Here is a 24,561-nt window from a genome sequence, read left to right on the forward strand (position 1 = left end):
CGTCCGCGGTGCACAGTTCGCGTCTGCGGTGCACAGTGCCCTGGCGTTGCCACCTTCAGGCGCGGAGAATGGATGCCACGAACCCTGCGACGTCTCGAGAGGGGAGTGCGTCATGCGAGTGACCGTGGGCGCGCGCGTGGTCATCCACGGTGCGCGGGTGGGGCACGTCGAACGGCACGGCGAGGTGCTGGAGGTACGCGGTGAGGACTCCGGGCCGCCGTTCCTCATCCGCTTCGACGACGGCCACGAGAGCTTGATCTTCCCGGGGCCCGACTGCGAATTGGAGCACCGGGCGGACTGACGCGCCGTTCAGCCGCGCCGAGTCCAATCGATCGTGACGGCCTCGACCGCACCCGTCTCGTGGTCCCAGGCGGAGACGGTGTCGGATCCGGGGAGGAGGACGAGCCGGTTGCCGTAGTCGTCTGCGGCGATCGAGATCGCCTCCGGTGGGAATCCAGCCCATTCCCGCGCGCTGCGGGTCTCCCGGGCGATGTCGTTCGCGGTGCGGGTCAGTCGCTTGCGATCGGTCCTGTCGAGCACGGGATGCAGCGTCCAGGCGTGATGGTCGCCGTCCACGACCTGACCGCCGTTGTCGGCCAGGAGACGGCCGCGCAACCCGTCGGGCAGACTCCGGCTCAGCGTGTTCTCGGCGGCTGCGATGATCTGCTCGGAGGCGGGGAAAGCCATGGCGCCACTGTATGTGCGCAGCTCGCGGCGGGCAAAGCAGAAGGCCCGGATCCGAGGATCCGGGCCTTCATTTTGTTGCGGGGACAGGATTTGAACCTGCGACCTCCGGGTTATGAGCCCGGCGAGCTACCGAACTGCTCCACCCCGCGGCACAAGAGATGACTCTAGCACGGATCTGGAGGGTCGTCTAATCGAGGCCATGAGAGCCGCGATGGGGGAGGATGAGGGCATGACCGAATCCGCCGCCCTGCCCGTCGCGGTCTGCCAGTTCGCGCCGACTGCGTCGCGCGAGGACAACCGCGACCGCATAGCAAATCTGGTCGCTGAGGCTTCCGCGCGCGGAGCGCGAGTGGTGGTGCTGCCGGAGTACTCCAGCTACTTCGTCGACCCGATGGATGCGTCACTGGCCGCGAACGCAGAAGACCTCGACGGCGACTTCGTCGCCACCCTGGCCGCGCTCGCCGCCGACTACGCGGTCGTGATCGTCGCCGGACTCGTCGAGCGGGCATCCGAGGGCGGACGCGTACGCAACACCCTCGTCGCCGTGCGCGGCGACGGCATCCAGGCCGTGTACCGCAAGCAGCACCTCTACGACGCCTTCGGTCAGACCGAGTCCGACTGGATCGAGGCGGGGGAGTTGGCGGCCGCGGCCACCTTTGACGTCGCCGGCATCCGACTCGGTCTGATGACCTGCTACGACCTGCGCTTTCCTGAGGTCGCCCGCACCCTCATCGACCAGGGAGCCGAGGCGATTCTCGTCCCGGCGGAATGGGTACGCGGCCCGCTCAAGGAACATCACTGGACGACCCTGCTCGCCGCCCGTGCGATCGAGAACACGTGCTACGTGATCGCCGCCGACCACCCCGGGTCGATCGGCGTCGGGCTCTCGCAGATCATCGACCCCCAGGGTGTCGTGATCGCGGGTGTCGGCTCCGGCGAGGGCATCGCGGTGGCCTCCGTCGACCCTGAGGTCATCACACGCGTGCGTGCGGCCAACCCCGCGCTGCGCCTGCGGCGCTACGCCGTCGTGCCGAAGAACTGACCCGTCAGGCGAGCGCCTGCAGGCGCCGCGCGGCCTCTTCGAGTACCTCGACCCTCTTGCAGGCCGCGAACCGCACCAGCCCGGCGTAGTCGGCCTGGTGCTCGCGCGCGACGAACGCCGTGAGCGGGATCGCGACCACGCCCGCCCGCTCGGGGAGCTCCCGGCAGAACGCGGCGGCATCCGCGCCGCCCAGTGCGGTCGCGTCGGCGACGGTGAAGTACCCGCCCTGGGGTGGGTGCACGGTGAACCCGGCATCCGTCAGAGCGGCACCGAGCAAGGCATGCTTGCGCTGCAGCGCGGCCGCGGCGTCGGTGAAGTATGCATCCGGCAAGCGCACCCCCACAGCGATCGCCGGCTGGAAGGGAGAGCCGTTCACGTAGGTCAGGTACTGCTTCACGGTGAGCACCGCTGTGATGAGGTCGGCGGGGCCGTGCACCCAGCCGATCTTCCATCCCGTCGTCGAGAAGGTCTTCCCGGCTGACGAGATCGTCAGGGTGCGCGCGGCTGCGCCGGGCACGGTGGCGATCGGGATGTGCGGCGCGTGGAACGAGAGATGCTCGTACACCTCGTCGGTGACGATGACCGCGTCATGCCGCTCGGCCAGCCGCACCACTTCGGCACGCACCTCGGGTCCGAACACCGCGCCGGTGGGGTTGTGCGGGTCGTTGATGAGGATGATGCGGGTGCGGTCGGTCACCGCGGCCGCGAGCTCATCGAGATCGGGCTGAAAGTCGGGGGCACGCAGTGGCACGGTACGCAGGCGGGCACCCGCCAGGGCAACCGCTGCCGCATACGAGTCGTAGTACGGCTCGAACACGACGACCTCGTCGTCGGGGGAGTCGATGAGGGCGAGAAGCGTGGCTGTGAGCGCCTCGGTCGCGCCGGCGGTCACGATCACCTCGCGGCCCGGGTCGACGTCGAGCCCATAGAAGCGCTGCTGGTGCTCGCTGATCGCCGTGAGCAGATCGGGGATGCCGCGCCCCGGCGGATACTGGTTCGCACCGGCCGCGATGGCCTCGCGCGCGGCCTCGAGCACCTCACGCGGGCCGTCTTCGTCGGGGAAGCCCTGGCCGAGGTTGATCGCACCGGTGCGCACCGCGGCGGCCGACATCTCTGCGAAGATCGTCGGTGCGACCTCGCCCGTGGGCGAGAGCAGCCCCGCGCCCGCCGCCGTCCGCCGCCACGCTCCAGGAATCACACTCATGGAGAACAGGCTAAGACCATAGGGGACATCCATCTTCGCCATATGAAACGCACAGCATCACCCGTCACTCTGATAGGGCGTTGTGAAGGAGCACACATGAACGAGAACAACACCCCCGAGGGCGAATCCGCGAACGGCGCGGATGCCGCCCACGAGGCGCCCGCAACCCCCGCCGCTGGCGGGCACGACCTTCCCCCGACTTTCACCTCGGCGCCCGAGACCCCCACCGCTCAGACCCCGGCCGCGCAGCAGCCCGCCGAGGCGCCGCGCTTCGAAGCCCCGGCCACCGCGCAGACCCTGGCCTACGGCCAGCCGTCGCAGCAGCCGTACGGCCAGCCGCAGCACCAGGCCCCGGCGCAGCCGCAGGGCGCCGCCTTCACGTCCTCGCCGCAGGGCGTGCCCACCCAGGGCCAGACGCTGCCGATCGACCCGACCCTCGCGGCAGCGCCCGCGACGGCCACGACCACGAAGAAGTCGAACGGCCCCGTCAAGATCGCCGGCTTCATCCTCGCGGCAGCGCTGGTGGGCGGTGTCGCCGGCTTCGGCGGCGCGGCCATCGCCCAGCAGGTGCTGAACAACCCCGTCTCGGCCGGCGCCACCGGCCCCGGCACCGTGACGGTCAACAACCCCGGTTCGGTCAACGAGGCCACCGCCGTCGCCACCGAGGTTCTGCCCTCGGTGGTCACGATCGAGGTAGCGGGTGAGTCCGAGTCCGGCAGCGGATCGGGCGTCATCATCTCCAAGGACGGCTACGTGCTCACCAACACGCACGTCGTCACCCTGGGCGGCGCCGCCTCCGACCCCAGCATCCGCGTCACCACCTCGGATGGCCGCATCTACGACGCGACCATCGTCGGCACCGACCCGATCTACGACCTCGCCGTGATCCAGCTCACTGACGCGAGCGACCTCACGCCCATCGAGTTCGGCGACTCGGCCGACCTCAACGTCGGCGACACCACGGTCGCCGTCGGCGCACCGCTCGGCCTGTCGAACTCGGTCACCACCGGCATCGTCAGCGCGCTCAACCGCAGCATCCAGATCGCGTCCTCGGCCGTGCCGGAGACCGAAGACGAGTCGCAGCAGCCCGAGGACGACTCCGAGGGCGGCCCGTTCCAGTTCGACATCCCCGGTATGGGCACCCAGCAGGCGACCGAGTCGATCTCGATCTCTGTCATCCAGACCGATGCCGCCATCAACCCCGGCAACTCGGGCGGCGCTCTCGTGAACAGCAAGGGCGAACTGATCGGCATCAACGTCGCCATCGCGACCGCGGGCGGCAGCAACGGTGAGTCCGGATCGATCGGCGTGGGCTTCGCGATCCCGTCGAACATCGCCGAGCGCGTGGCCGACGAGATCATCGAGACCGGCGCGGCTACGCACGGTCTGCTCGGTGCGCAGGTGCGCGATGCGGCCTCGATCGAGGATGCCACCGTCGCCGGCGCGTACGTCGTCGAGGCCACCGCGAACGGCGCGGCCGCCGAGGCCGGTATCAAGGCGGGCGACGTCATCACCTCGTTCAACGGCCACCCGATCACCGACGCCACCGACCTCACGGCGCAGGTGCGCGGCGCGGCTGCGGACAGCTACGCGAGCGTCACCTATGTGCGCGGCGGCAAGACCTACGAGGCCGACGTCACCCTGGGCGAGCTCCAGCTTTGATCCCCGGTTCCGTCCAGGGAAGGACGCCACCCCGCGATAGGCTCTGCGGGTGGCGTCCTTCTCTTTCGGCCGTGGAAATGCGGCCAAACTGCTGCGACTGCCGCTGTATGCCGCCGGACGCATAGGCACCTGGGTCGTCCCGCGGGGCGACCGGTGGGTGTTCGGGTGCGGGGCGGGCATCGGCGACGGTGCGCTGGCGATGTGGACCGTCGTCACGGATGCCGGACACCGGGCCGTCTGGCTCACCCGCAACCCGCGCGAGGTCGCAGACGCCAGGGAGCGCGGCATCCGCAGCATCCCCCGGGACAGCCTGCGCGGCTGGTGGGCGACCGCGCGGGCCGGAGTGCTCGTCGTCACCCACGGGCTCGGCGATGTGAACCGCTACGGCGGCTCAGACGCCTTCACCGTGCAGCTGTGGCACGGCATTCCGCTCAAGCGGATCGGGCTGGATTCGCCGGCGACCGTGCAGGTGCCGCGGCTTCCCGGTGCGCCGCTGCTGCGACGGGTCATCGCGGGTCTCTACCGCGGGGCCGCCCAGCGCATTCGCGTGCTTCCAGCCGCCTCCGACCGCTCCCGCGGCCGCTTGGAGTCGGCCTTCGGGCTGGGGGATGACCGGGTGGTGGTCACCGGAGAACCGCGCGTCGACGTGCTCTCGGCCGGTACCTCCGCCGAGAGGCGAGAGGCGGCCACCGGCCTGCTCACCCGCACCGGCCCCCTGCTGCGCCGGCAGCGGGCACTGCTCTACGCACCCACCTGGCGTGACGGCGCCGCCGACCCGGCCGTCCCCAGCGCCGCCGAATGGGTGCGGATCGTCGCGCTGCTCGAGAAGCATGACGCGGTGCTGTTCATCCGCTCGCACCCGCTGGGGGAGGGGGCGTATTCCCCGCCCTGGTCGAGCGGACGGGTGCGGATGCTGGGTGCAGAGCTGCTGCCCGACGTGACCCCGGCGCTGCCGCGGATCGATGCCCTCATCACGGACTACTCATCTCTCGCCTACGACGTCGGACTGCTGTCGATGCCGGTGGTCTACTTCGCCCCCGACGCGGAGGACTACGCACGGGAGCGCGGGTTCTATGGCCGCTACGAGGACGTTGCGGGCACCGACCACGCCCGCACCTGGGCCGAAGCGACCGAACAGCTCGACCAGCTGCTCGGCGATGCCGCCGTGTGGCAGGAGCGTTCCGCACGTTCCGCTACGCTCAGCGCTCAGATGCATGCGCACCGCGACGGTCACAACAGCCGCCGGGTGTACCAGGCCATCCGCGCGCGGGGAGTCCCCGCGCCGAAGGGAGCACGATGACAGACGCCCGCGTCGACGAGCCCACCGAAGCGCTCGTGATCGCCGGGGCCGGGCCGCGCCCGGCATCCGCCACCCTGCGCGGTCCGCGTGCCTCTGTGCACGCCAAGCTCACCGGCGGTGGCAAGACGTGGAAGGCGACCTTCCCGCTGCATCTGGCCCGCTGGGGCGGCGCCGACCTTCCGCTGCCCACGGGGGAGTACACGATCGAGATCGACGGTGTCGACCTCGAAGATGTGGCCCTCGCGCCCACCTTGCTCGAGCGGCTGCGCGTCGAAGTCCGCGGCGGCCGCGCCGTGGTGGCGGGCCCCATCGACCCGGTCTTCGAGACGGCGGAAGGGCAGTCGACCCTGGAAGAGCGGTACACGGCGCAGCCGGGCGGCGGCGAGAACGCCGTGTTCTTCGAGAGCTTCTACGGCCACAGCGCAGGGTGCAATCCGCGCGCGATCGACCGCGAGCTCGCCCGCCGCGCCCCTGCCGTGAACCGGTACTGGAGCGTGAAGGACCTCTCCGTGGCCGTGCCGGAGGGCGCTGTCGCCGTGGTCGAGGGCACGCCCGAGTGGTGGCGGGCGCGCTCGGAGGCGCGGATGCTCATCGTCAACGACTGGCTGCGCCGCCGCTTCGTGCGAAAGCCGGGCCAGCGGGTGCTGCAGACCTGGCACGGCACCCCGCTCAAGCGCCTGGCGCTGCACCGCCCCGGCTTCCACCCGCGCCGGATGGCCGCCGTGGTCAAGGAATCGCGCCGGTGGGACGTCCTTCTGGCGCAGAACCTCTACGCCTCCCGCGTGCTGCGCAAGGCGTACGCGTTCTTCGGAAAGCCGATCTGGGTCGAGGGCTATCCGCGCAACGATGTGCTCACCAGCGGTGACGCCGCCGCCGTGCGTGCGGCGCTCGGCATCGGCGAGGACGAGCGGGTGCTGCTTTACGCGCCCACGTGGCGCGATGACCGCACCGAGATGGTCGACTTCATCGACCCTGCGGCGCTCGCCGCCGAAGCGGATGCGGTCGTGCTCGTCCGCGGCCACTCACGCACCATCGACCCGGGGCACGACAGCACCGGCGCCCGTGTGATCGACGTGACGGGCTACCCCGAGACCGCTCAGCTCATGCTCGCCGCTGACGCCCTGATCACCGACTACTCGTCGGTGATGTTCGACTACAGCGTCACCGGCAAGCCGATGTTCTTCCTGGTGCCCGATCTCGAGCACTATCGCGGAGAACTACGGGGCTTCTACTTCGACCTCGCCGAGCGTGCACCGGGCCCGCTGGTGCGCACGCAGGACGATCTCGTGCGCGCGCTCGATGACCGGGAGGTGCCGGTCGCCTACGCGCAGCGCTACGCGGCGTGGCAGGCGCAGTTCAATCGCCGTGACGACGGGCATGCCGCAGAACGCGTGGTGTCCCGCATCCTCGACCAGGGCTGGCTCACGGCCTGACCGGGCGCCTTCCCGGGCGGCTCAGGGCAGCGGCGTGTTGCGATCGCCCAGTCGCGATGCGTCGACGATGTCGCCGGCACCTCGCAGCACGCCGGCGAGGAAACCGAGGCCCCACGAGAGGTGCATGGTGGGCAGCACCAGCATCATCCACAGGCGCTCGCGCACGCTGCGTTTGCCCGGCGCGAGCCCGACGGCGATCACCAGCAGTGCGTACGCGACCAGCGGCAGGTAGACGAGCGAGGCGATCAGGCTGAGGATGCCGCGCAGCACGCCGGTCAGTTGCAGCGCGCCGACGACTGCGGCGACGACGAGCAGGACCACCAGCGCGGGCGGTGCGAAGTAGCGCAGGCCATTGCTGCGGCCGTAGCGCCGGACGAGCTCGCCGCGCCATGCGCCAGTGGCGTGGAACTGGCGCGCCAGGCGCCACCAGCTCTCCCGCGGCCAGTACGTCACCGACAGCTCCGGGTCGAACCACACCAGGTGGCCGGCCTGCCGGATCCGCAGGTTCAGCTCCCAGTCCTCGCCGCGGCGGATGGACTCGTCGAACAGCCCGACTTCGTCGAGCACCTCGCGGCGCATGACGCCGAGGTAGGCCGACTCCGCCTCGCCCTCGCGCGCGCCGCCGTGGTAGGCGCCGCCGCCCAGCCCGACGGGGGAGTTGTACAGGCGCGCGACCGCCTTCTGGAATGCGGTGCGCCCATCGGCGCTCATCACGCCGCCGACGTTGGCCGCTCCCGTGCGGCGCAGCGTGGCGATCGCGCGGCGCGTGTAACCCGGGGAGAGTTCGGAGTGCGCATCGACCCGGATCACGATCGGGTGCCGGCTCGCCCTGATAGCGGCATTGAGCCCCACCGGGATGTGCGCGGCCGGGTTATCGACCAGGCGGATGCGCGCGTCGGCGGCGGCGAGTGCTTCGGCCAGAGCGGTCGTGCCGTCGGTGGACGGACCGAGGGCCAGCACCAGCTCGGTCGGGCCGTCAACATCCTGCGCCAGGACCGAGGCCACGGCATGTTCGAGGTAGTCGCGCTCGTTCAACACCGGCATGACGAAGGAGACGCCGACGTCGGCTGTCATGTCGTTGTCGTGCACATGTCGATCATGTCACGGCACGTTACCGGCCACCTGAACGAACGTCGTCGGCTGTCTCGGAGACGGTCATCCGTGTGCGGCTGAGTACCCTGGATGGGTGAGTGTGGTTTCTGATACCAAGAAGGCCTATCGTCTGCTGCGTAAGGCGCTGGCCTCTCGCAGCGCCGTGCAGCGCGTGCGCCGGACGCTCGCGTCGATGCCCCCGCATCCGCGCGGGCACTATCAGGTGGCGGTGTACTTCGCCGACGGCGACGTGAACATGTACCAGATGCGCCAGTGGTACCGTCCGCTCGCGCGCCTCGCCGAGCACTGGCCCGTCGTGGTGCTCTCCCGCACGGCGACCGGTGCCGAGAAGCTGCTCGCCGAGGATGCTCCGCCCGTGGCCTTCGTGCCCACGGTGCGGGATCTCGAGCGGTTCATCGCCAAGCAGGACATCCGCATCGTCCTGTACGTGAACCAGAACACGCGCAACTTCCAAATGTTCCGCTACGGCCGCCGCTGGCACGTGTTCATCAACCATGGCGAGTCCGACAAGATGTACATGACCACCAACCAGTACAAGGCGTACGACTACGCGCTGGTGGCGGGCCAGGCCGCGCGTGACCGGCTCTCGCGCACGCTGTGGGACTACGACGTCGACGCCCGCACGATCGAGATCGGTCGCCCTCAGGCCGATCACTACTCGGGAACGCTGCCCTACACCCCCGACGAGCGCACCGTCGTGCTCTACGCCCCCACCTGGGAGGGCGACCGCCCATCGGCGCACTACGGGTCGATCGCGACCCACGGCGAGGCGCTCGTCTCGGCGCTGCTCGCCACCGGAACCCACCGGGTGCTGTATCGACCGCACCCGCGCAGCGGGGTCGTCGACCACGAGTACGGCGCCGCGCATCGCCGCATCCTCACCGCGATCGCCCAGGCCAACGCGGCCGACCCCTCGGCGCAGCATGTCTACGACGACGGTCCGGAACTGGGCTGGCAGCTGGCCGCGGCCGACGTGGCCGTCGTCGACATCTCGGCGATGGTCTACGACCGGCTCGCCGCGGGCAAACCGCTGCTGATCACGCGTCCGGCCGACGAGCGTGCCTCGATCGACACCAAGGGCTATCTGGCCGACTGCGAGTGGCTGACCGTCGACGGCGCGGGCGACATCGTGGCCGAGGTCGAGCGCGTGCGCGCCGACGACGCGGCCACCGCGCGACTGCGCATGTGGGTGCAGCACTACTTCGGTGACACCACTGAGGGGGCGGCGACGACGAAGTTCCACGCCGCGATCGCCGAGCTGATGAACCGCTGGCAGGACTGGCGCGACCATGAACTCGGCGCCGTCGCCCAAGACGAAGACGATGACGACGAGGAAGAGAAGGAAGAGGAGGACGAACTGTGATCGCCTCTCTTCCGCTCACCGAGGCCGCCGCCGCGCGGCTCGCGGTGGTGAAGCACAGTGCATCCACCAACGCCGAACTGCGCGCCGCCTCCGCGAGCGATCAGTGGCCGCACCTGTCGGTGCTGCTGACCGATGACCAGCGGGCAGGTCGCGGGCGCCTGGATCGCAGCTGGGTCACCCCGGCCGGCTCGGCGTTGGCGATCTCGGTGCTGTTGCGGGAGCTGCCGGCCTCCCTCGACGCGCGCGGATGGATTCCGCTCGCGGCAGGGCAGGCGATGGCGGATGCCGTCGCGGCACAACTTCCCGGTCACGACGTCGGGGTGAAATGGCCGAACGACGTGCTCGTCGACGGGCGCAAGATCTGCGGCATCCTCGCTGAGGCCACCGCGGATGCGGTTATCGTCGGCGCTGGCGTGAACACCGCGATGACTCCGGAGCAGCTGCCGGTCGAGACCGCGACCTCCTTCGCCGCGCTCGGCGTGGACGCCGATTCCGACCGCCTCGTCGCCGACTATGTGCAGGCACTGGGTGCGGCTGTCTCCGCGCTGGCCGCGGCACCGGATGCGCTGGCTTCTGGCCTGCATGCCGCCGTCACCGAGCGGTGCGTCACGCTCGGCCAGGAAGTCAGGGTGTCGCTGCCCGGCGGCGACGTGCTGCAGGGCGTCGCCCGGCGCCTGGATGCACACGGCCGCCTCGTCGTCGACGCCGCAGACGGCGCGCATGCCGTTGCTGCCGGAGACGTCGTGCACGTGCGCGCGCTCTGAGCACCCGCTGACACACCCTGCCGGGTCGCCGCGGTGTCCGCCAGGGCGGGCACAATGGAGGGGTGACCCAGCCCGTGACGCTCGGAGGACGGCCGATGATGCCGCCGCCGGGCGCGCCCGTCGAGGAGCGGTTGATCGCCCGCTTCCGAGGGCATGCGCGCCGGTTGCTGTGGTCGGCGCTACTGCTGGCGATCGTATGCGCGGCCACCACGTACTTCTACGGCAACCTGCCCGCACCGTTCGAGAACTGGATGCTGCTGGGCGCCGCCGCCGTGCTCGTCATCGTCGGCGTGATCGTGCCGTACCTCATCTGGGCGTCGCGCACGTACACGATCACCACGCGCCGGGTGATCGTGCGCGACGGCATCGGCTCGCGCAACCGGCGGGAGTTCACGCACACGCGCGGCTACTCGATCTCGGTGCGCCGAGGGCTCCTGCAGCGACTGTGGGGCGCGGGCACCATCACCCTGACCAACGGCGTCGATGCGCCGCTGCGGCTGATCAACGTGCCGCACGTGAACCTCGTGGGCGAAGTGCTCGCCGACCAGATCGAGGTCAATCAGATCCTCGCGCACCGCGATGCTCAGGCGATCGGGGATCGCCTGCAGTCGCCGACGCAGCCCTGAGCGCGCAGCGGCGGAACCGCGCCCGCGGATGCGGGAGAATGGATGCGACGAAAGGGGTCGCGGATGGCCGTGCGCGTGGGTGTGATCGGTGGAGGACAGCTCGCCCGAATGATGATCGCCCCGGCGGTCGAGATCGGGCTCGATCTGCGGGTGCTCGCTGAGCAGGACGGCATGTCGGCTCAGTTGGCGGCATCCGCCGTCGGTGACTACCGCGACGTCGACACGGTGCGCGCGTTCGCCCGCGACGTCGACGTGATCACTTTCGACCACGAGCACGTGCCGCAGGACGTGCTGCGCGCCCTCGTCGCCGATGGCGTGGCCGTGCACCCGGGCCCCGACGCGCTGCAGTACGCGCAGGACAAACTCGTCATGCGGGCCGGGCTCGCCGCGCTCGGTGTGCCCCAGCCCGACTGGGCGCCGGTGCACGACGAGGCCGAACTGCAGGCGTTCCTCGACGACCACGGCGGGCGGGCGGTCGTGAAGACCCCGCGCGGCGGATACGACGGCAAGGGTGTGCGGGTCGTGGCATCCGCAACGGAGGCTGCCGACTGGTTCGCCGACACCGCCGCGGGCGAGCCGCTGCTGGTCGAAGAGCTCGTGTCGTTCACACGCGAGCTCGCCCAGCAGGTCGCCCGCCGCCCCAGTGGCGAGATCGTCGCCTACCCCGTGGTCGAGACGGTGCAGCGCGATGGGGTGTGCGCTGAAGTCATCGCCCCGGCCCCCGGGGCCTCCGAGCGGCTGGCTGAGGTCGCCGAGCAGATCGGGCGCCGCATCGCCGAGGGGCTCGGGGTCACCGGCATGCTCGCCGTCGAGCTCTTCGAGACCGACGACGAGCGCATCCTCGTCAACGAACTCGCCATGCGCCCGCACAACAGCGGCCACTGGAGCCAGGACGGCGCGGTGACCGGTCAGTTCGAGCAGCACCTGCGGGCCGTCGCCGATCTGCCCCTGGGGCAGGCGGTGCCGCGCGCGCCGTGGTCAGTCATGGTGAACATCCTCGGTGGCCCCGCGGAGGGCGGGCTCGAGGACAGGTTCGGTTCGGCGATGGCCGAGCACCCCGAGGCGAAGATCCACACCTACGGCAAGGCGCCGCGGCCCGGGCGCAAGGTCGGGCACGTCAACGTCTCCGGTGACGACCTCGATGAGGCCGTGTACGTCGCACGCGCGGCAGCCGCATTCTTCGATTGAGGCGCCGGAATGCGCGCCGTTGCGCTGATCTCCCAGCCGCGGCCCGTAGCCTGGAAGGGTGACTGAGCCACTGCACTCCTCGGCAGCGCCCCTCGTCGGCGTCATCATGGGTTCCGACTCCGACTGGCGCGTGATGAGCGATGCCTCGCAGGCACTCACCGATTTCGGCATCCCGCACGAGGTCGAAGTGGTCTCGGCGCACCGCACGCCCGACAAGCTGATGAGCTACGCGCGTGAGGCTCGTGCCCGCGGCATCCGAGTCATCATCGCCGGTGCCGGCGGGGCAGCGCACCTGCCGGGCATGGTGGCCTCGATGACCGCCCTGCCCGTGGTCGGGGTTCCCGTGCCGTTGGCCTACCTCGACGGCATGGACTCGCTGCTGTCGATCGTGCAGATGCCCGCAGGCATCCCTGTCGCGACCGTGTCCATCGGCGGCGCGCGCAACGCGGGGCTGCTCGCCGCACGCATCCTCGGTACCGCGGATGCCGCGCTCGCCGACCGCATCGAACAGTACGCCCGCGAGCTCGAGGCGCAGGTCGACGAGAAGAACACGCGGTTGAAGGACTCCCTGTGACCTATGCCCCCGCGCGCCCCGCGGGGCGTCCACTGATCGAGACGCGCCCGCTGCGCAACCCCGAACTCGGGGATGAGCGCTTCATGGGGCGCCGCGGGTGGTGGCTGGTCGTCATGAACGCGCTCATCCCCGGCAGCGCGCAGGTGCTGGCCGGCAACCGCAGACTCGGCCGCTTCGGGCTGGGGGCGACTCTGCTCGCCTGGCTGCTCGTGGTGATCGGCGTCGGCCTCGCTTTGTTCGCCCGGACGGCCCTGGTCTGGCTCGTGACCGGCCCACTGTCGTGGATCGTGCTGACGCTCGCCCAGGTGCTGCTGATCGGCTACGCGGTGCTGTGGGTGGTGCTCACGATCGACGCGATCCGCCTGGTCAAGCTCGTGCGTGTGCCGACGATCTCGCGATTCGCGATCCCCGTGGCCGCGCTGCTCGTGGTCTCGCTCGCCGGGGGTGCGGCCGTCTATGGATCGACGGTGGCGGCGTCGAGCCGCGGCACCCTCAGCACGATCTTCGGCAACAGCGGGCCGAGCCTGCCACCGAGTGATGGCTACTACAACATCCTGCTGCTGGGTGCCGACAGCGGCGATGGCCGTGACTCGATGCGGTTCGACAGCATCTCGGTGGTCTCGGTGAATGCCGACTCGGGTGCCGTCACGATCACCGGCATCCCGCGAGAGTTGCCGGGGGCTCCGTTCAGCGAGGGCAGCCCGATGCAGGCGCTGTATCCGAACGGTTTCGAGGGGCACAGCTCGGCCACCTGCGGGTGGAACGGGTGGATGAACCACATCCGCAACGCCGCAGAGGTGTGCCGCGAAGATCAGGGCACCGGGCTGTATCCGGATGCCGCCGCACACGGGTCGGCGCCCGGGATCGAAGCCACGAAGGATGCCGCCGAGGGTGTGCTCGGCATCGAGATCCCGTACTACGTCTTCCTCGACATGAAGGGTTTCGCGCAGCTCGTCGACGCGCTCGGCGGTGTCGACATCACGGTCACCGAGCGTCTGCCCGAGGGTGGGGGACCGGCCTACGAAGGGCAGCCGGCCGAGGACTGGGCGACGGGCTGGATCGAGGTCGGCGAGCAGCACATGGACGGTGACACCGCCCAGTGGTATGCCCGCTCGCGCTACACCACCAGCGACTGGGATCGGATGAAGCGCCAGCGCGAGCTGCAGGTGGCGATCCTGGAGCAGTTCACGCCGCAGAACGTGCTGGCGCGCTTCAACGAGATCGCCGCGGCGGGAACCGCGATCGTGCAGACCGACCTGCCGCAGGACAAGCTGCCGGAGTTCTTCGACCTGATGACGAAGGCCAAGGGCCAGGAGGTCACGCAGATCGAGCTGACGCCGGAGGGTGGGGTCGATGAGCACGAGCCCGATTTCGACGCCATTCACCAGATGGTGCAGGATGCCCTGCATCCGCCGTCACCCACGCCGGCGCCCGAGGGCTGACCGAAGTACTGACCACGCGCTCCATACCGGTATATAGGTTTGCCTGTGCACGCCTTCAGGGAAGGCGACGCGGCCGCCTTTAGTCTTGCCTCATGAGTGTGCAGCTGCGAATCGTCCTCGACCAGCTGGCGCACGTCGCAGACCCGGATCAGGCCGAAGCAGCGCTCGCGCTCACCGCCGGCCTCATCGACACGGCGCCGCGCGGATGCGTGGTGTCGGCCATCGTCCCCGCGGGCTCTGACCTGGATCTGCCGGGCGTCAACGGCGTGCGTCCGATGCCGCTTCCGAGACGCGAACTGCTCGCTTCGTGGCAGCTGGGCATTGCGCCCGGTGTCGGGGGTGGGCTCATCCATGCACCGTCACTGGCGGCACCCCTGGTGCGTCACGACCGGATGAACGACCACGACCAGACGACCGTCACGCTGTGGGATCTGCGTGCGTGGGAGAACCCGGAGCTGATGCCGCGGGCATCCGTCGTCTGGTACAAGGGCATGCTGCGCCGCGCCGTGAAGCACGCGGATGCCGTGGTCGTGCCCTCGCACGCCATGGCCGAGCGATTGGGCGACCTTGCGCCCTTCGGCGACCGCATCCGCGTCATCGCTGGTGCGGCCCCGCTCGGGTTCGCGACCCCCGCTGACGCTGCCGATCGTCGTGCCGCGCTCTCGTTGCCTGCCGTCTACGTGCTGGTCACCGGCGAGGGTGATTCGTATACCGATGGCTTCCGCGCCGCCGCGCGTGCGGATGTGGATGCCGTCGTGATCGGCGCGGTCGAGGGAACCGAGCCTGCGCTGGCTGAGCTCGCCGCCGCCAGCGGCCTGCCCGAGCATCGTGCTCACATCCGTGGAGTGCTGGATGCCGCAGACCGCGCCGCCGTGCTCGCCGGTGCTGGCGCCGTCGTTGCGACGAGCACCAGCTCGGCATGGCCCTGGCGCGTCGTCGAGGCGATGACGCTGGGGGTGCCGGTGGTGGCAGTTGATTCGGGTGCCCACCGTGACGTGATCGCCGACGGTGGCGCGCTGGTGGACGCCGCCGAGCTCGCGGACGCACTCGAGGATGCTCTCGGCGAGGGGGAGCGGCGCCAGCGCGTGCTCGCCTCGGATCGTGCGCGGGCGTTCTCCTGGCAGAGCTCGGCTGAGCGGGTCTGGTCCCTTCACGCTGACCTCTGAGCGTCGTCGAGCCCGACGCGGTGCCTGAAAGCGGCCTGCAAAAGCGGGGGAAACCCGGCGTTTCTGCCCTCGAAAAATCGTCACACTGGCATCATTTGTGATCTTTTGTCACACTGGTCACATGTTCCGACGCGGCCCGAACCATCGAAACGTGCCCGTTCGACCCCGCGTGATGGCATCCATCGTCGCGATCGGAGCGCTTGTTCTGGGGGTTCTGGCGCCGACCGCGGCATCCGCTTCTTCCACTCCGGTGACCTCGGCCGTGGCCACGTCAGCAGCCACCGTCGCGGGCCCCGTGAAGGCCACGCTCGCCGGATTCTCGGCCGGCAACATCATCAGCGATGCGGTGTTCACCGACAAGTCCACGATGACCGAGGCGCAGATCCAGTCCTTCTTCAACTCGAAGGTGACGACGTGCCGCGGCGGGTACGACAAGTGGGGGCCCATCGTCTGCCTGAAGGACTTCCGGATTGATTCGGTGACGCGGGCGGCCGATGCATACTGCGACGGCTACACCGGTGCGACGGGTGAGAGCGCGGCACGCATCATCTACCGCGTGTCCCAGTCGTGCGACATCAACCCGCGGGTGCTGATCGTGATGCTGCAGAAGGAGCAGGGGCTCGTCACCCACACCTGGCCGAGCGCGTGGCGCTATGACAAGGCACTCGGCCAGGGGTGCCCGGATGACGCGGCGTGCAACCCGGCCTACGTCGGCTTCTTCCATCAGATCTACGGCGCGGCGCGGCAGATGCAGATCTACATGGAAGGGCGGTACTTCACGTGGTACGCCCCCGGGAAGACCTGGAACATCCTCTACCATCCGGACCGGGCGTGCGGGACCGCCCCCGTGTACGTGGCGAACAAGGCGACCTCGGCGCTCTACTACTACACCCCGTACCAGCCCAACGCGGCAGCTCTCCGTGCGGGCTACGGCTACGGTGACGCATGCTCGAGCTACGGCAACCGCAACTTCTACAACTACTTCACCGACTGGTTCGGCTCGACTCAGTACAAGGTGCCCACCGCACCGTCGGCCGTCAAGGCGACCGCGGGTGACGCCAAGGCGACGGTCACGTGGACGGCGCCGTCATCGAATGGCGGCTCGAAGATCACCAAGTACACGGTGACCGCGCAGCCGGGCGGCAAAACCGCGACCACGACCGGCGCGACCAGTGTTGCCGTGACGGGACTGACGAACGGCACCGCGTACACCTTCACGGTGACGGCGACGAACCTTGCGGGAACCTCACCCGCTTCCGCGAAGTCGGCCGCCGTCACGCCGATCGCTCCGCCGCCGCCGGGGTCCGTCGTGCGGCAGGCGGGAGCTACCCGCTTCGATACGGCAGTCGCGGTGTCAAAGGCGACGTACCCGAACGGCGGCGTTCCGGTGGCGTATCTCGCGAACGGATACAACTTTCCAGATGCTCTCGCTGGTGCGGCAGCAGCCGGAATGCTGGGTGGCCCCGTCCTGTTGACGCCGGTGAATAGCTTGCCGTCTGTCGTAGCCCAGGAGCTGGATCGATTGAATCCCGCTCGCATTGTGCTGTTGGGTGGGAAGAATGTCGTGTCTGCGAACGTCGAGACGCAGTCCAAGGCCTATGCGCCTTCGGTGTCACGGCAGTGGGGCGCCAGCCTGTATGACACGGCCGTGGCGGTCTCCAAGGCAACCCACCCTAAGCCTGGTGTACCGGTCGTCTACCTTGCATACGGTGAGGACTTTCCGGACGCTCTCGCCGGCGCGCCCGCCGCGGGAATGCTGAACGGACCAGTCCTGCTCACGCCGTCGGACGTTCTTCCCTCCGTCGTGGCTGCTGAGCTTGACCGCCTGAATCCCGGGCGCATTGTGCTCCTCGGTGGTCTCACCGTGATCTCCGCGAAGATCGAGGGCCAAGTGAAGGCATTCGCGCCGTCGATTTCACGCCAGGGCGGCGCAACTCTCTACGACACGGCTGTCACAGTGTCGAAGGCGACCTACCCGGACGGAAATGTGCCCGTCGTATACGTCGCCGATGGCGAGAACTTCCCCGACGCGCTAGCCGGCGCCGCCGCAGCGGGAATGCTCGGAGGCCCGGTGCTGCTCACTCCGACATCGGGGTTGCCCTCCGTCGTTGCGGCCGAGCTCGACCGCCTAAATCCGGCCCGCGTCGTGCTGCTTGGTGGAACCAACGTCATCTCGGCGAACGTCGAGAAGCAGGTAGGCGACTACGTCCGACGGTGACCGGGCCGACGACATTCTCGGCATAGGATGGTCGCGAGTACATTACGTAACTAGGAACTTGTCGTGTCGTCACCGAGATTGTCCATAATCACGCCCGTCTTCAATGGGGCGCGTGTGCTCCGCGAAACCCTCGACAGTGTCGTCGCTCAGACCAGGCACGACCTCGAATACATCCTGGTGGATGATGGTTCCACTGACGAGACGCCTCAGATCCTCGCAGAATACGTTGCGGCTTATCCCTGGATCACAACCGTGCGTATTCCTAACAGCGGCTCAGGAGCCCGTCCAAGGAACGTCGGCCTAGAGCGCGCACAGGGCGAGTACGTCTTCTTCCTCGATTCAGATGATCTGCTCGCCCCAGAGGCGGTTGATCGCTTGCTTGAGGTCGCAGACGACACCGGCTCCGACGTTGTGCTGTGCAGGATGGAAAATTTCGGCGAAGGCACCCGGTCGATTCCGCGGGCAGTCTTTCGCGCTGAGCGGCGACAAGCGGACTTCATCGAGAGCTTCGCTTACCGAACGCTCGGGCCGACCAAGCTCTTCCGGCGCTCCCTGGTCGAGGAGCACCGTATCCGTTTTCCGGAGGGGTATCGAGTCGGTGAGGATCAGCCATTCACATTGCGGGCGTTCCTCCTGGCCAACCACATCTCCGCGATCAGCGATCAGGTCTATTACTGGGTACGCAACTATGCTCCCGGCGGCGACGCCAAGAGTGCGTCCATGGGCGGTCAGTCTGTAGCGGACGACATCACCAAGAACTTGACCGGGATAGAGGCAATTCGCGAGCTGACGCTCCCTGGATCGCGTCGAGACATCCTGCTTGAGCGATTCATGCTGGACACCTTCGGCATGCGGGTCTGTTTCGGGGCGCGCTTCCTGAAACTGTCACGCGACGAGCAACTCCAGATCGTGCGACGCGCCAAGTCTGCCGAGGACATGTGGACGCCGGGTCTTCGCGAGAAGGCGGACCACCGTCTGCGGACACTGTACACAGCCCTGTTCGCCGGAGACATCGACGATCTCGTCAAGGTTGTCCAGCGTGCACAGCAGAACGCATGGGTGCTTGCGGCACACCGGACTGGCTGGCGCGAGACAACTATGTACCTTCAAGGGCGAGGCGGCCGTGCCGAGGTGCGGGTGGGGCGCGCTATCGAGACGGTTGACACTTTCCCGTTGACACAGGATGTACACGCAGCGGTCGTTGGCCGGCGGGTCAGTCTCGAGGCGGCGACGGTGAGTTTCATCTGACAGGTCGCACGGGGCGCGGACGCGCATCGTCAATCTCGGCGTCTGCGGCCTCTCAGCATGGGTTCGATATGATTGCGACGTTCCGCGCGGCCCCGTGCCGCTTGCACAACCCGAATGGTGAACTGCATTGACGTCTGGCGTGCCGATTGATCTGAGCGAGTTCGACGTACCCGGGCGTGGCCGAGGCATCCTCGACGTCTTCCGCCGGAAATACCTCCTTCAGCTTCTCGTTCGTAAGGGCACCGCGACCCGCTACCGTAACTCGGTCCTGGGCTGGGTCTGGTCCTACGTCAAGCCCGCCGCGCAGTTCATCATCTACTTCTTCGTGATGGGCGTCATCATGGGGCTCGACCGGGGAGTCGAGAACTTCCCGGTCTACCTCTTTTCCGGCGTGGTCGCCGTGAACCTGTTCAACGAGGCGTTCGGGAATGCGACGACCTCCATCGTCGACAACCGGGCGCTGGTGAAGAAGATCTACCTGCCGCGCGAGCTGTTCCCGATCGCCGCGATCATCATCGCTTTCATCCACTTCCTGCCCCAGCTGGCGATCCTGCTGTTGGTCTGCTTCCTGATCGGCTGGACCCCAACGTTGATCGGTCTCGGGGGTGCGTTGCTCGGCATCTTGCTGGTGACGGCGTTCGCACTCGGCCTGGGTCTGCTCTTCGCTGGACTGAACGTTCGTTACCGCGATGCGCAGAACTTCGTCGAGCTGATCCGTATGTTCTCCACGTGGACTTCGCCCGTGCTGTACACCTGGATGCTTGTTCAGAACGCGTTGAAGAACCATGAGTGGATGTTCCACATCTACACCTGGAACCCGCTCACGGTCGCCGTCGAACTTTTCCACCAGGCATTCTGGGCGGGGACGGTCCCGCCGCCTGCCGCAGGCGAGCCGGATCCGAGCATCATGCCGGACTTCGGTATCGCGGTGCTCATCGCGAGTTTGATCTGCGTGGTCATGCTGATCATCGGACAGGCCGTCTTCCGTCATTTCGAACGATCGTTTGCGCAGGACCTGTGATGTCGAACACCATCTTCCAGACCGTCGCCACGCGCCCGAGCATCATCGTCGATGGTGTGACGAAGCAGTTCGTCAAGCGCAACAGCCACTCGTTCAAGGAGGCGTTCGTCGGCTGGATTCGGGGCAAGAAGGTGCGCTCCGACATGTTCACCGCGCTCGACGACCTCAGCTTCCAGATCGGTGAGGGCGAGTCTGTCGCTGTCATGGGCCTCAACGGCTCCGGCAAGTCGACGACGCTGAAGCTCATCTCGGGTGTGCTCGAGCCTGACAAGGGCAAGGTCTACACGCGAGGCCGTGTCGCCGGGCTCATCGAGGTGGGTGCCGGCTTCCACCCCGATCTGTCCGGTCGCGAGAACGTCTACCTCAACGCCGCGATCCTCGGCATGAACAAGGACGAGATCGACGCGCGATTCGACGACATCGTCGCATTCTCCGAGATCGGCGACTTCATCGACCAGGAGGTCAAGCACTACTCATCGGGCATGTTCATGCGGCTCGCGTTCTCGGTCGCGATCCACGTCGAGCTCGACATCCTGCTCGTGGATGAGGTGCTCAGCGTCGGTGACGCTCCGTTCCGCGAAAAGTGCATCAACAAGATCAAGGAGCTGACGGCTCAGGGGGTCACGATGCTCGTCGTCAGCCACAGCACAGGCATGATCAAGGACCTCTGCGACCGGGGTATTGTGCTGAAGAAGGGCAAGAAGGTCTTCGACGGACCGATCACTGAAGCGATTGATGCTATGGGGTTGAAGAAGTGATCGTCGACGGGAAGGGCATCGTTCTTGACCCGTTCACGATCGAAGACGCCCAAGTCGTCGACGTCCGATTCGACGGCCATCGCGTATGGTCGGCTCGCGTTCCCTATTCGGTAGACGGCGTGATCGCGCTCAAATGGCCGAACGCCCTCAAGACACGGCTCACCGGGGTGACGGATGTGGCGGTCACCGACTCGGCGACAGGTCGTGAGATCGACAGCCAAGTCGATGTTCGATTCGGGCGACGAAGCTCGCGCCTTGAGCTGGTCGACGCCCGTGGGCGTTGGCTGGCGATGACAAAGTGGGATCGTCTAGGGCCAGTACTCGAGGGACGCGACGACGAAGTCGGACGCCTGCTGCTGGAGAACGGACGCAAGCTCGTCGATGACCTCATCGAGGATGGCCATGACGTCTACATCGTGGGCGGCACGTTGCTGGGCATAGTGCGTGACGGTGGCCTGCTGCCGCACGACGATGATCTCGACCTTGCCTTCTACTGCAAGGCTGAGAACGCTGTCGACCTTGGGCTTGTGTCGTATCGCATGGAGCGTGCACTTCAGCGCCGCGGCTACACCGTGGTGCGGCACAGCCTGGCGCACCTTGAGATCGAGTTCTTCAACGATGAGGGCCAGCCAGATCACTACATCGACATCTTCACCGGCTTTTTCATCGACGACGACTACTGCCAGCCATTCGCTCTCAAAGGGCCCGAGGTCGCTCGCGACGACTTGCTCCCTACCAAGCAACGCGAGATCGACGGGGTTCCCTTTCCGGAACCGCAGAACCCCGAGGCGTGGCTTTCCTACGCCTACGGCCCGGGCTGGCGGGTTCCTGATCCGACCTTCAAGTTCGTCACGCCGAAGTCCACCCGCTGGCGCTTTGAAGGCTGGTTCGGTGTCTTCAATCGAGGCAGGGTGTACTGGGACAAGCACTATCTCGAAAGTGACGAACCGACCGGCTTTACCAGCGCGCGTGGGGCGATTCGCCGATTCCTGAAGGACATTCCGCCGAGCGCGCGAATCCTCGACCTCGGCTGCGGGGACGGCCGTTGGACACCAGCCCTTGCAGCTCAGGGCAATCGTGTTACCGCCGTCGACTACAGTCATGAGGCTCTGCGGATCGCTCGGAACGGGGCCGCGGCGGACGGCGTCGAGTATCGCTATCTCAACATCAATGATCGCGCCGCACTACTCGAACTCGGCGCATGGATGCTCGGTACCGGAGACGAGTGGTACGTCTTCGCGCACCACACTGCTCAGACACTGACTCGCGTCAACAGGCAGAATCTGTTCCTGTTCCTTGACCTCGTGCTCCGAGGTGACGGATTCGCGGACCTCGTCAACGATGAGACATTTAGCGCGCGCTACAAGCGTGGGAGGCCCTCGACATGGCACCTGCCCACCTCTTGGGTCGAACGGGAGCTTGACGGGCACCCCATCCACCTTGAGCGTGTGGGCCGCAGAGTTCGTTGGGATGCTGGGCAACCCAGGAAGGTCGCCACCCTGCGTCTGCGGCGGACCGCGGGTCGCGTAGCGGCCGGAGACAACACCACGCGGCGCGAGCGCGCCTCGGAAGATTCTGTGGATGGAGAGATCTAATTATGCGGAGCATGCTGCGCCGACTCGCGATGTGGATCGCGCCAACGGCCTACACGAAATTGCAGGCACTTGACGTCGACAGGCCGCTTCCGACTGGGCTTGAGGACGCGGATGATCTTCGAGCGAGAATTGCTGATCTTGAGCAGCAACTCAAGGAGATGCGGCAGGACAATCGTCGGGTGGCCGAGCTCTATGACGTGATCTTCGAGCGCCTACGCGACGACAATCCGCTTTCTGCCCGCTGAAGCCGGTGCCGGGCGGTCAGCGCGTCCGGCGCGGATGTGCCGCCCGCAGCAGACCGTCTGGCGAGAGCTGATAGATTCCGGTCGCCTCCGGATGGCGTAGTCCCAGCTTCAGGTATCCGACGTCTGTCGCATCGAATTCGACCCACGCAGTCCGGTCGGCGCCCGTGAGCGTCGCTGTGATCGTCCGCCACGTGTTGTCGTGGTCGGCGTGCCCGCCGAGAAGTCGCGCGCGCAGGGCGGCACCGCGCGAAAAATGCGCACCGCGCACCTGCAGCGGCAACTCCAAGGCTGCGGTTCCTTCCACCTCGGAAACGACCACTTCGATCCGGACCAGCTTGCCCACTCTTTCCGTTCGACCGGTCGGGTGCAGCAACTCGGCAATGGATGAAGCCTTCGGAGCCAGGTCGAGAACCAGATGGCCCTCGACGGAAGTCGATGCCGCGTAGAGCCCATCGTGCTCACTGAGCCGCACAGCCGGCGCCGCCGGTGATATGGCGGCCGGCTGCGCGTGGTGGTCAGCCATCGTGCATCGAGCACTGATGAGCCAGCGTTCCCTTGCTAATGGCTGCCCCAGCGCCGCTGTGCGGGGGTCGATCAGCGCGCGGCCGCGCGCACCGAAACGAGGGCTGTCGTCCGGGGATACCCACGGTTCGGTGTCGGTAGGCGCCAGCCACGCGACGCTGGTGGAGGCGGAACGGAGGCCGACCTCCACCGTTGTTCTGCTGACCTCGTCGGTCACGTCCAGAGTGCCGTCCTCGAAGACCCGGTGGTACTCGGCGGGCAATGCCTTGAACACTCGAGAACCGCTGCGTCTCAGCGCCGGAGTGTCACCGCTCGGCGTACGCCAAGTACTTTCGACTTCGAGCTCCAGGGCTCCGTCTGCCCAACGAGGTTGGGAGGTCGTCGTTGCGGTCGCTACCAAGAACGGGTCGTCTCGCACCAGGCGGTCCATCGCGTGAGGATGGCCAGCACGGAGCAGATGAGCGCGCAGGCGGTTGCTCACGCTGAGTCGCGCATCCTCTTCCTCTGGGAAATGATCCAGTTGTAGGCGCCTTGCGTGTTCAAAGATCGTTTTGCGCGCTTCGGGGCTGCGCTCGGGGTAGTACGTGTTAAAGCTCTCCAAGAGGCGAGCTCGGTATTGATGATCGCGCAGCGCGCGGCGCTCGGCCGCAAGCTTCGGGTCGACCAAGCGATCATCGATCGCGCGAACGACTTCCGTGAGCCAGTGCCACCACTCCGCCTTCGCCCGGCGGAAGGTAGTCGATCCACTGCCCGTCGTTGTGCGCCAGTGGTAATAGGGAGTGCTGGCGAGCGTGCTGATCACTTCGGCGTGCCGCAGCACGTCGATGTTGAAGAAGATGTCCTCCCACAGCACGCGACCGCCCTCGCGAAAGCGAATGCCGTGCTCGCGGAGAAAGGACAGTCGGTAGAGCTTGTGTGGATTCGTCGGTGTCAGGGCACCGAACGGGAGTTCTCGCCCCAGCACTTGTGGCATGTCCTTGGCGAGCGAGTCCAAAGACCAGCCGGAGTCGTCCGTGCGCGCCTCTTTACCGTTGAGCGCGTCTGCGCCGTGCGCCTTTGCGTACGCGTAGGCATTCCGCAGAGCATCGGGGAAGAGCTCGTCATCATGGTCCATGAACCCGATGTACTCGCCGCTCGCGAGATCCATCCCGGTGTTACGTGGGCGACAGGGCCAGCCGGAGTTTTCGATCTGTTCCACCCGGAAATGTGGGCGAGTCGACGCGAACGCTGTCAAACGGTCGAACGTGTCATCCGGAGAGCCGTCGTCGACGAAGATCGCCTCCCACTCCGCGGACGGCAGGGATTGGCGATCCAATGACTCCACAAGGGCATCGAGAGCCTCGCCCGAACGATACGTCGCTATGACGAGCGAGATCTTCGGCGTAGGCAT

Annotated in this window: 22 protein-coding genes and 1 tRNA gene; 18 read left to right on the forward strand and 5 right to left on the reverse strand. The window is 67.6% G+C overall.

Annotated features, from left to right (window positions below):
• Positions 1-112 precede the first annotated feature (112 nt).
• Entirely contained in the window at positions 113-301 is a 189-nt protein-coding gene (locus tag WDU93_RS05095) for a DUF1918 domain-containing protein (RefSeq protein ID WP_337318243.1), read from the forward strand.
• 8 nt (positions 302-309) lie between these two features.
• On the opposite strand, the gene WDU93_RS05100 is transcribed toward WDU93_RS05095, so the two are convergent.
• Entirely contained in the window at positions 310-687 is a 378-nt protein-coding gene (locus tag WDU93_RS05100) for an SMI1/KNR4 family protein (protein WP_337318245.1), read from the reverse strand.
• Positions 688-762: 75 nt separating this feature from the next.
• Positions 763-836 (reverse strand) — tRNA-Met (locus WDU93_RS05105).
• A gap of 80 nt (positions 837-916) precedes the next feature.
• Between WDU93_RS05105 and WDU93_RS05110 the strand changes: the two genes are divergently transcribed.
• The gene (locus WDU93_RS05110; RefSeq protein ID WP_337318247.1) at positions 917-1,729 is read left to right on the forward strand and encodes a carbon-nitrogen hydrolase family protein; all 813 of its coding nucleotides are present in this window, start codon (positions 917-919) and stop codon (positions 1,727-1,729) included.
• Between the two features lie 4 nt (positions 1,730-1,733).
• On the opposite strand, the gene WDU93_RS05115 is transcribed toward WDU93_RS05110, so the two are convergent.
• On the reverse strand, positions 1,734-2,933 hold the full coding sequence (locus WDU93_RS05115) for an aminotransferase class I/II-fold pyridoxal phosphate-dependent enzyme (protein WP_337318249.1): 1,200 nt from the start codon (positions 2,931-2,933) through the stop codon (positions 1,734-1,736).
• Between the two features lie 96 nt (positions 2,934-3,029).
• Between WDU93_RS05115 and WDU93_RS05120 the strand changes: the two genes are divergently transcribed.
• Genes WDU93_RS05120 through WDU93_RS05130 form a run of 3 tightly spaced genes read left to right on the forward strand, consistent with a single transcriptional unit; the run spans position 3,030 to position 7,328 of the window.
• Complete coding sequence (locus tag WDU93_RS05120) at positions 3,030-4,595, forward strand: S1C family serine protease (RefSeq protein WP_337318251.1); 1,566 nt, start codon at positions 3,030-3,032, stop codon at positions 4,593-4,595.
• 49 nt (positions 4,596-4,644) lie between these two features.
• Complete coding sequence (locus WDU93_RS05125) at positions 4,645-5,895, forward strand: CDP-glycerol glycerophosphotransferase family protein (protein WP_337318253.1); 1,251 nt, start codon at positions 4,645-4,647, stop codon at positions 5,893-5,895.
• Entirely contained in the window at positions 5,892-7,328 is a 1,437-nt protein-coding gene (locus WDU93_RS05130; RefSeq protein WP_337318255.1) for a CDP-glycerol glycerophosphotransferase family protein, read from the forward strand. The genes WDU93_RS05125 and WDU93_RS05130 overlap by 4 nt, the downstream gene beginning before the upstream one ends.
• 21 nt (positions 7,329-7,349) lie before the next feature.
• Here the strand turns inward: WDU93_RS05130 and WDU93_RS05135 are convergent, their stop codons facing one another.
• Complete coding sequence (locus tag WDU93_RS05135) at positions 7,350-8,402, reverse strand: glycosyltransferase family 2 protein (RefSeq protein ID WP_337318473.1); 1,053 nt, start codon at positions 8,400-8,402, stop codon at positions 7,350-7,352.
• 112 nt (positions 8,403-8,514) lie between these two features.
• On the opposite strand from WDU93_RS05135, the gene WDU93_RS05140 reads away from it, so the two are divergent.
• The 13 genes from WDU93_RS05140 to WDU93_RS05200 all read left to right on the forward strand — a co-directional run bounded on the left by WDU93_RS05140 (position 8,515) and on the right by WDU93_RS05200 (position 22,649).
• Positions 8,515-9,804 carry a CDP-glycerol glycerophosphotransferase family protein gene (locus tag WDU93_RS05140; RefSeq protein WP_337318257.1) on the forward strand — a complete coding sequence of 430 codons (1,290 nt, stop codon included), beginning with the start codon at positions 8,515-8,517 and terminating at the stop codon, positions 9,802-9,804.
• On the forward strand, positions 9,801-10,568 hold the full coding sequence (locus WDU93_RS05145) for a biotin--[acetyl-CoA-carboxylase] ligase (RefSeq protein WP_337318260.1): 768 nt from the start codon (positions 9,801-9,803) through the stop codon (positions 10,566-10,568). Before WDU93_RS05140 ends, WDU93_RS05145 begins: the two co-directional genes overlap by 4 nt.
• Positions 10,569-10,630: 62 nt before the next feature.
• Positions 10,631-11,194 carry a PH domain-containing protein gene (locus WDU93_RS05150; RefSeq protein ID WP_337318262.1) on the forward strand — a complete coding sequence of 188 codons (564 nt, stop codon included), beginning with the start codon at positions 10,631-10,633 and terminating at the stop codon, positions 11,192-11,194.
• Between the two features lie 63 nt (positions 11,195-11,257).
• Complete coding sequence (locus tag WDU93_RS05155; RefSeq protein ID WP_337318264.1) at positions 11,258-12,382, forward strand: 5-(carboxyamino)imidazole ribonucleotide synthase; 1,125 nt, start codon at positions 11,258-11,260, stop codon at positions 12,380-12,382.
• 106 nt (positions 12,383-12,488) lie between these two features.
• Positions 12,489-12,956 carry a 5-(carboxyamino)imidazole ribonucleotide mutase gene (purE, locus tag WDU93_RS05160; RefSeq protein ID WP_337318476.1) on the forward strand — a complete coding sequence of 156 codons (468 nt, stop codon included), beginning with the start codon at positions 12,489-12,491 and terminating at the stop codon, positions 12,954-12,956.
• Positions 12,953-14,398, forward strand: a complete 1,446-nt coding sequence (locus WDU93_RS05165; protein WP_337318266.1) for an LCP family glycopolymer transferase — start codon at positions 12,953-12,955, stop codon at positions 14,396-14,398. Before purE ends, WDU93_RS05165 begins: the two co-directional genes overlap by 4 nt.
• Before the next feature lie 92 nt (positions 14,399-14,490).
• Positions 14,491-15,564: a glycosyltransferase gene (locus tag WDU93_RS05170; protein ID WP_337318268.1), complete on the forward strand. Its 1,074-nt coding sequence runs from the start codon at positions 14,491-14,493 to the stop codon at positions 15,562-15,564.
• A gap of 151 nt (positions 15,565-15,715) precedes the next feature.
• On the forward strand, positions 15,716-17,782 hold the full coding sequence (locus WDU93_RS05175) for a cell wall-binding repeat-containing protein (RefSeq protein ID WP_337318270.1): 2,067 nt from the start codon (positions 15,716-15,718) through the stop codon (positions 17,780-17,782).
• Positions 17,783-17,845: 63 nt separating this feature from the next.
• Complete coding sequence (locus tag WDU93_RS05180; RefSeq protein WP_337318272.1) at positions 17,846-19,030, forward strand: glycosyltransferase family 2 protein; 1,185 nt, start codon at positions 17,846-17,848, stop codon at positions 19,028-19,030.
• A gap of 139 nt (positions 19,031-19,169) precedes the next feature.
• A complete protein-coding gene (locus WDU93_RS05185) occupies positions 19,170-20,051 on the forward strand; it encodes an ABC transporter permease (RefSeq protein WP_337318274.1) in 882 nt (293 codons plus the stop codon).
• Complete coding sequence (locus WDU93_RS05190) at positions 20,051-20,809, forward strand: ABC transporter ATP-binding protein (protein ID WP_337318275.1); 759 nt, start codon at positions 20,051-20,053, stop codon at positions 20,807-20,809. The genes WDU93_RS05185 and WDU93_RS05190 overlap by 1 nt, the downstream gene beginning before the upstream one ends.
• Positions 20,806-22,404: a class I SAM-dependent methyltransferase gene (locus WDU93_RS05195; RefSeq protein WP_337318277.1), complete on the forward strand. Its 1,599-nt coding sequence runs from the start codon at positions 20,806-20,808 to the stop codon at positions 22,402-22,404. The genes WDU93_RS05190 and WDU93_RS05195 overlap by 4 nt, the downstream gene beginning before the upstream one ends.
• Positions 22,405-22,415: 11 nt before the next feature.
• Entirely contained in the window at positions 22,416-22,649 is a 234-nt protein-coding gene (locus WDU93_RS05200) for a DUF6752 domain-containing protein (RefSeq protein WP_337318279.1), read from the forward strand.
• Between the two features lie 16 nt (positions 22,650-22,665).
• On the opposite strand, the gene WDU93_RS05205 is transcribed toward WDU93_RS05200, so the two are convergent.
• A complete protein-coding gene (locus tag WDU93_RS05205) occupies positions 22,666-24,561 on the reverse strand; it encodes a glycosyltransferase family 2 protein (RefSeq protein ID WP_337318281.1) in 1,896 nt (631 codons plus the stop codon).

Source organism: Microbacterium istanbulense, from assembly GCF_037204145.1.
In the GTDB taxonomy this organism is placed as follows: Bacteria; Actinomycetota; Actinomycetes; order Actinomycetales; family Microbacteriaceae; genus Microbacterium; species Microbacterium istanbulense.

Bases quoted from the DNA above. Each gene is read 5' to 3' on its own strand.
- WDU93_RS05155 (WP_337318264.1), top strand. From the start codon at position 11,258: ATGGCCGTGCGCGTGGGTGTGATCGGTGGAGGACAGCTCGCCCGAATG.
- WDU93_RS05130 (WP_337318255.1), top strand. From the start codon at position 5,892: ATGACAGACGCCCGCGTCGACGAGCCCACCGAAGCGCTCGTGATCGCC.
- WDU93_RS05115 (WP_337318249.1), bottom strand. From the start codon at position 2,933: ATGAGTGTGATTCCTGGAGCGTGGCGGCGGACGGCGGCGGGCGCGGGG.
- WDU93_RS05170 (WP_337318268.1), top strand. From the start codon at position 14,491: ATGAGTGTGCAGCTGCGAATCGTCCTCGACCAGCTGGCGCACGTCGCA.
- WDU93_RS05100 (WP_337318245.1), bottom strand. From the start codon at position 687: ATGGCTTTCCCCGCCTCCGAGCAGATCATCGCAGCCGCCGAGAACACG.
- WDU93_RS05135 (WP_337318473.1), bottom strand. From the start codon at position 8,402: ATGACAGCCGACGTCGGCGTCTCCTTCGTCATGCCGGTGTTGAACGAG.
- WDU93_RS05190 (WP_337318275.1), top strand. From the start codon at position 20,051: ATGTCGAACACCATCTTCCAGACCGTCGCCACGCGCCCGAGCATCATC.
- purE (WP_337318476.1), top strand. From the start codon at position 12,489: ATGGGTTCCGACTCCGACTGGCGCGTGATGAGCGATGCCTCGCAGGCA.
- WDU93_RS05110 (WP_337318247.1), top strand. From the start codon at position 917: ATGACCGAATCCGCCGCCCTGCCCGTCGCGGTCTGCCAGTTCGCGCCG.
- WDU93_RS05200 (WP_337318279.1), top strand. From the start codon at position 22,416: ATGCTGCGCCGACTCGCGATGTGGATCGCGCCAACGGCCTACACGAAA.
- WDU93_RS05205 (WP_337318281.1), bottom strand. From the start codon at position 24,561: ATGCCTACGCCGAAGATCTCGCTCGTCATAGCGACGTATCGTTCGGGC.
- WDU93_RS05095 (WP_337318243.1), top strand. From the start codon at position 113: ATGCGAGTGACCGTGGGCGCGCGCGTGGTCATCCACGGTGCGCGGGTG.
- WDU93_RS05120 (WP_337318251.1), top strand. From the start codon at position 3,030: ATGAACGAGAACAACACCCCCGAGGGCGAATCCGCGAACGGCGCGGAT.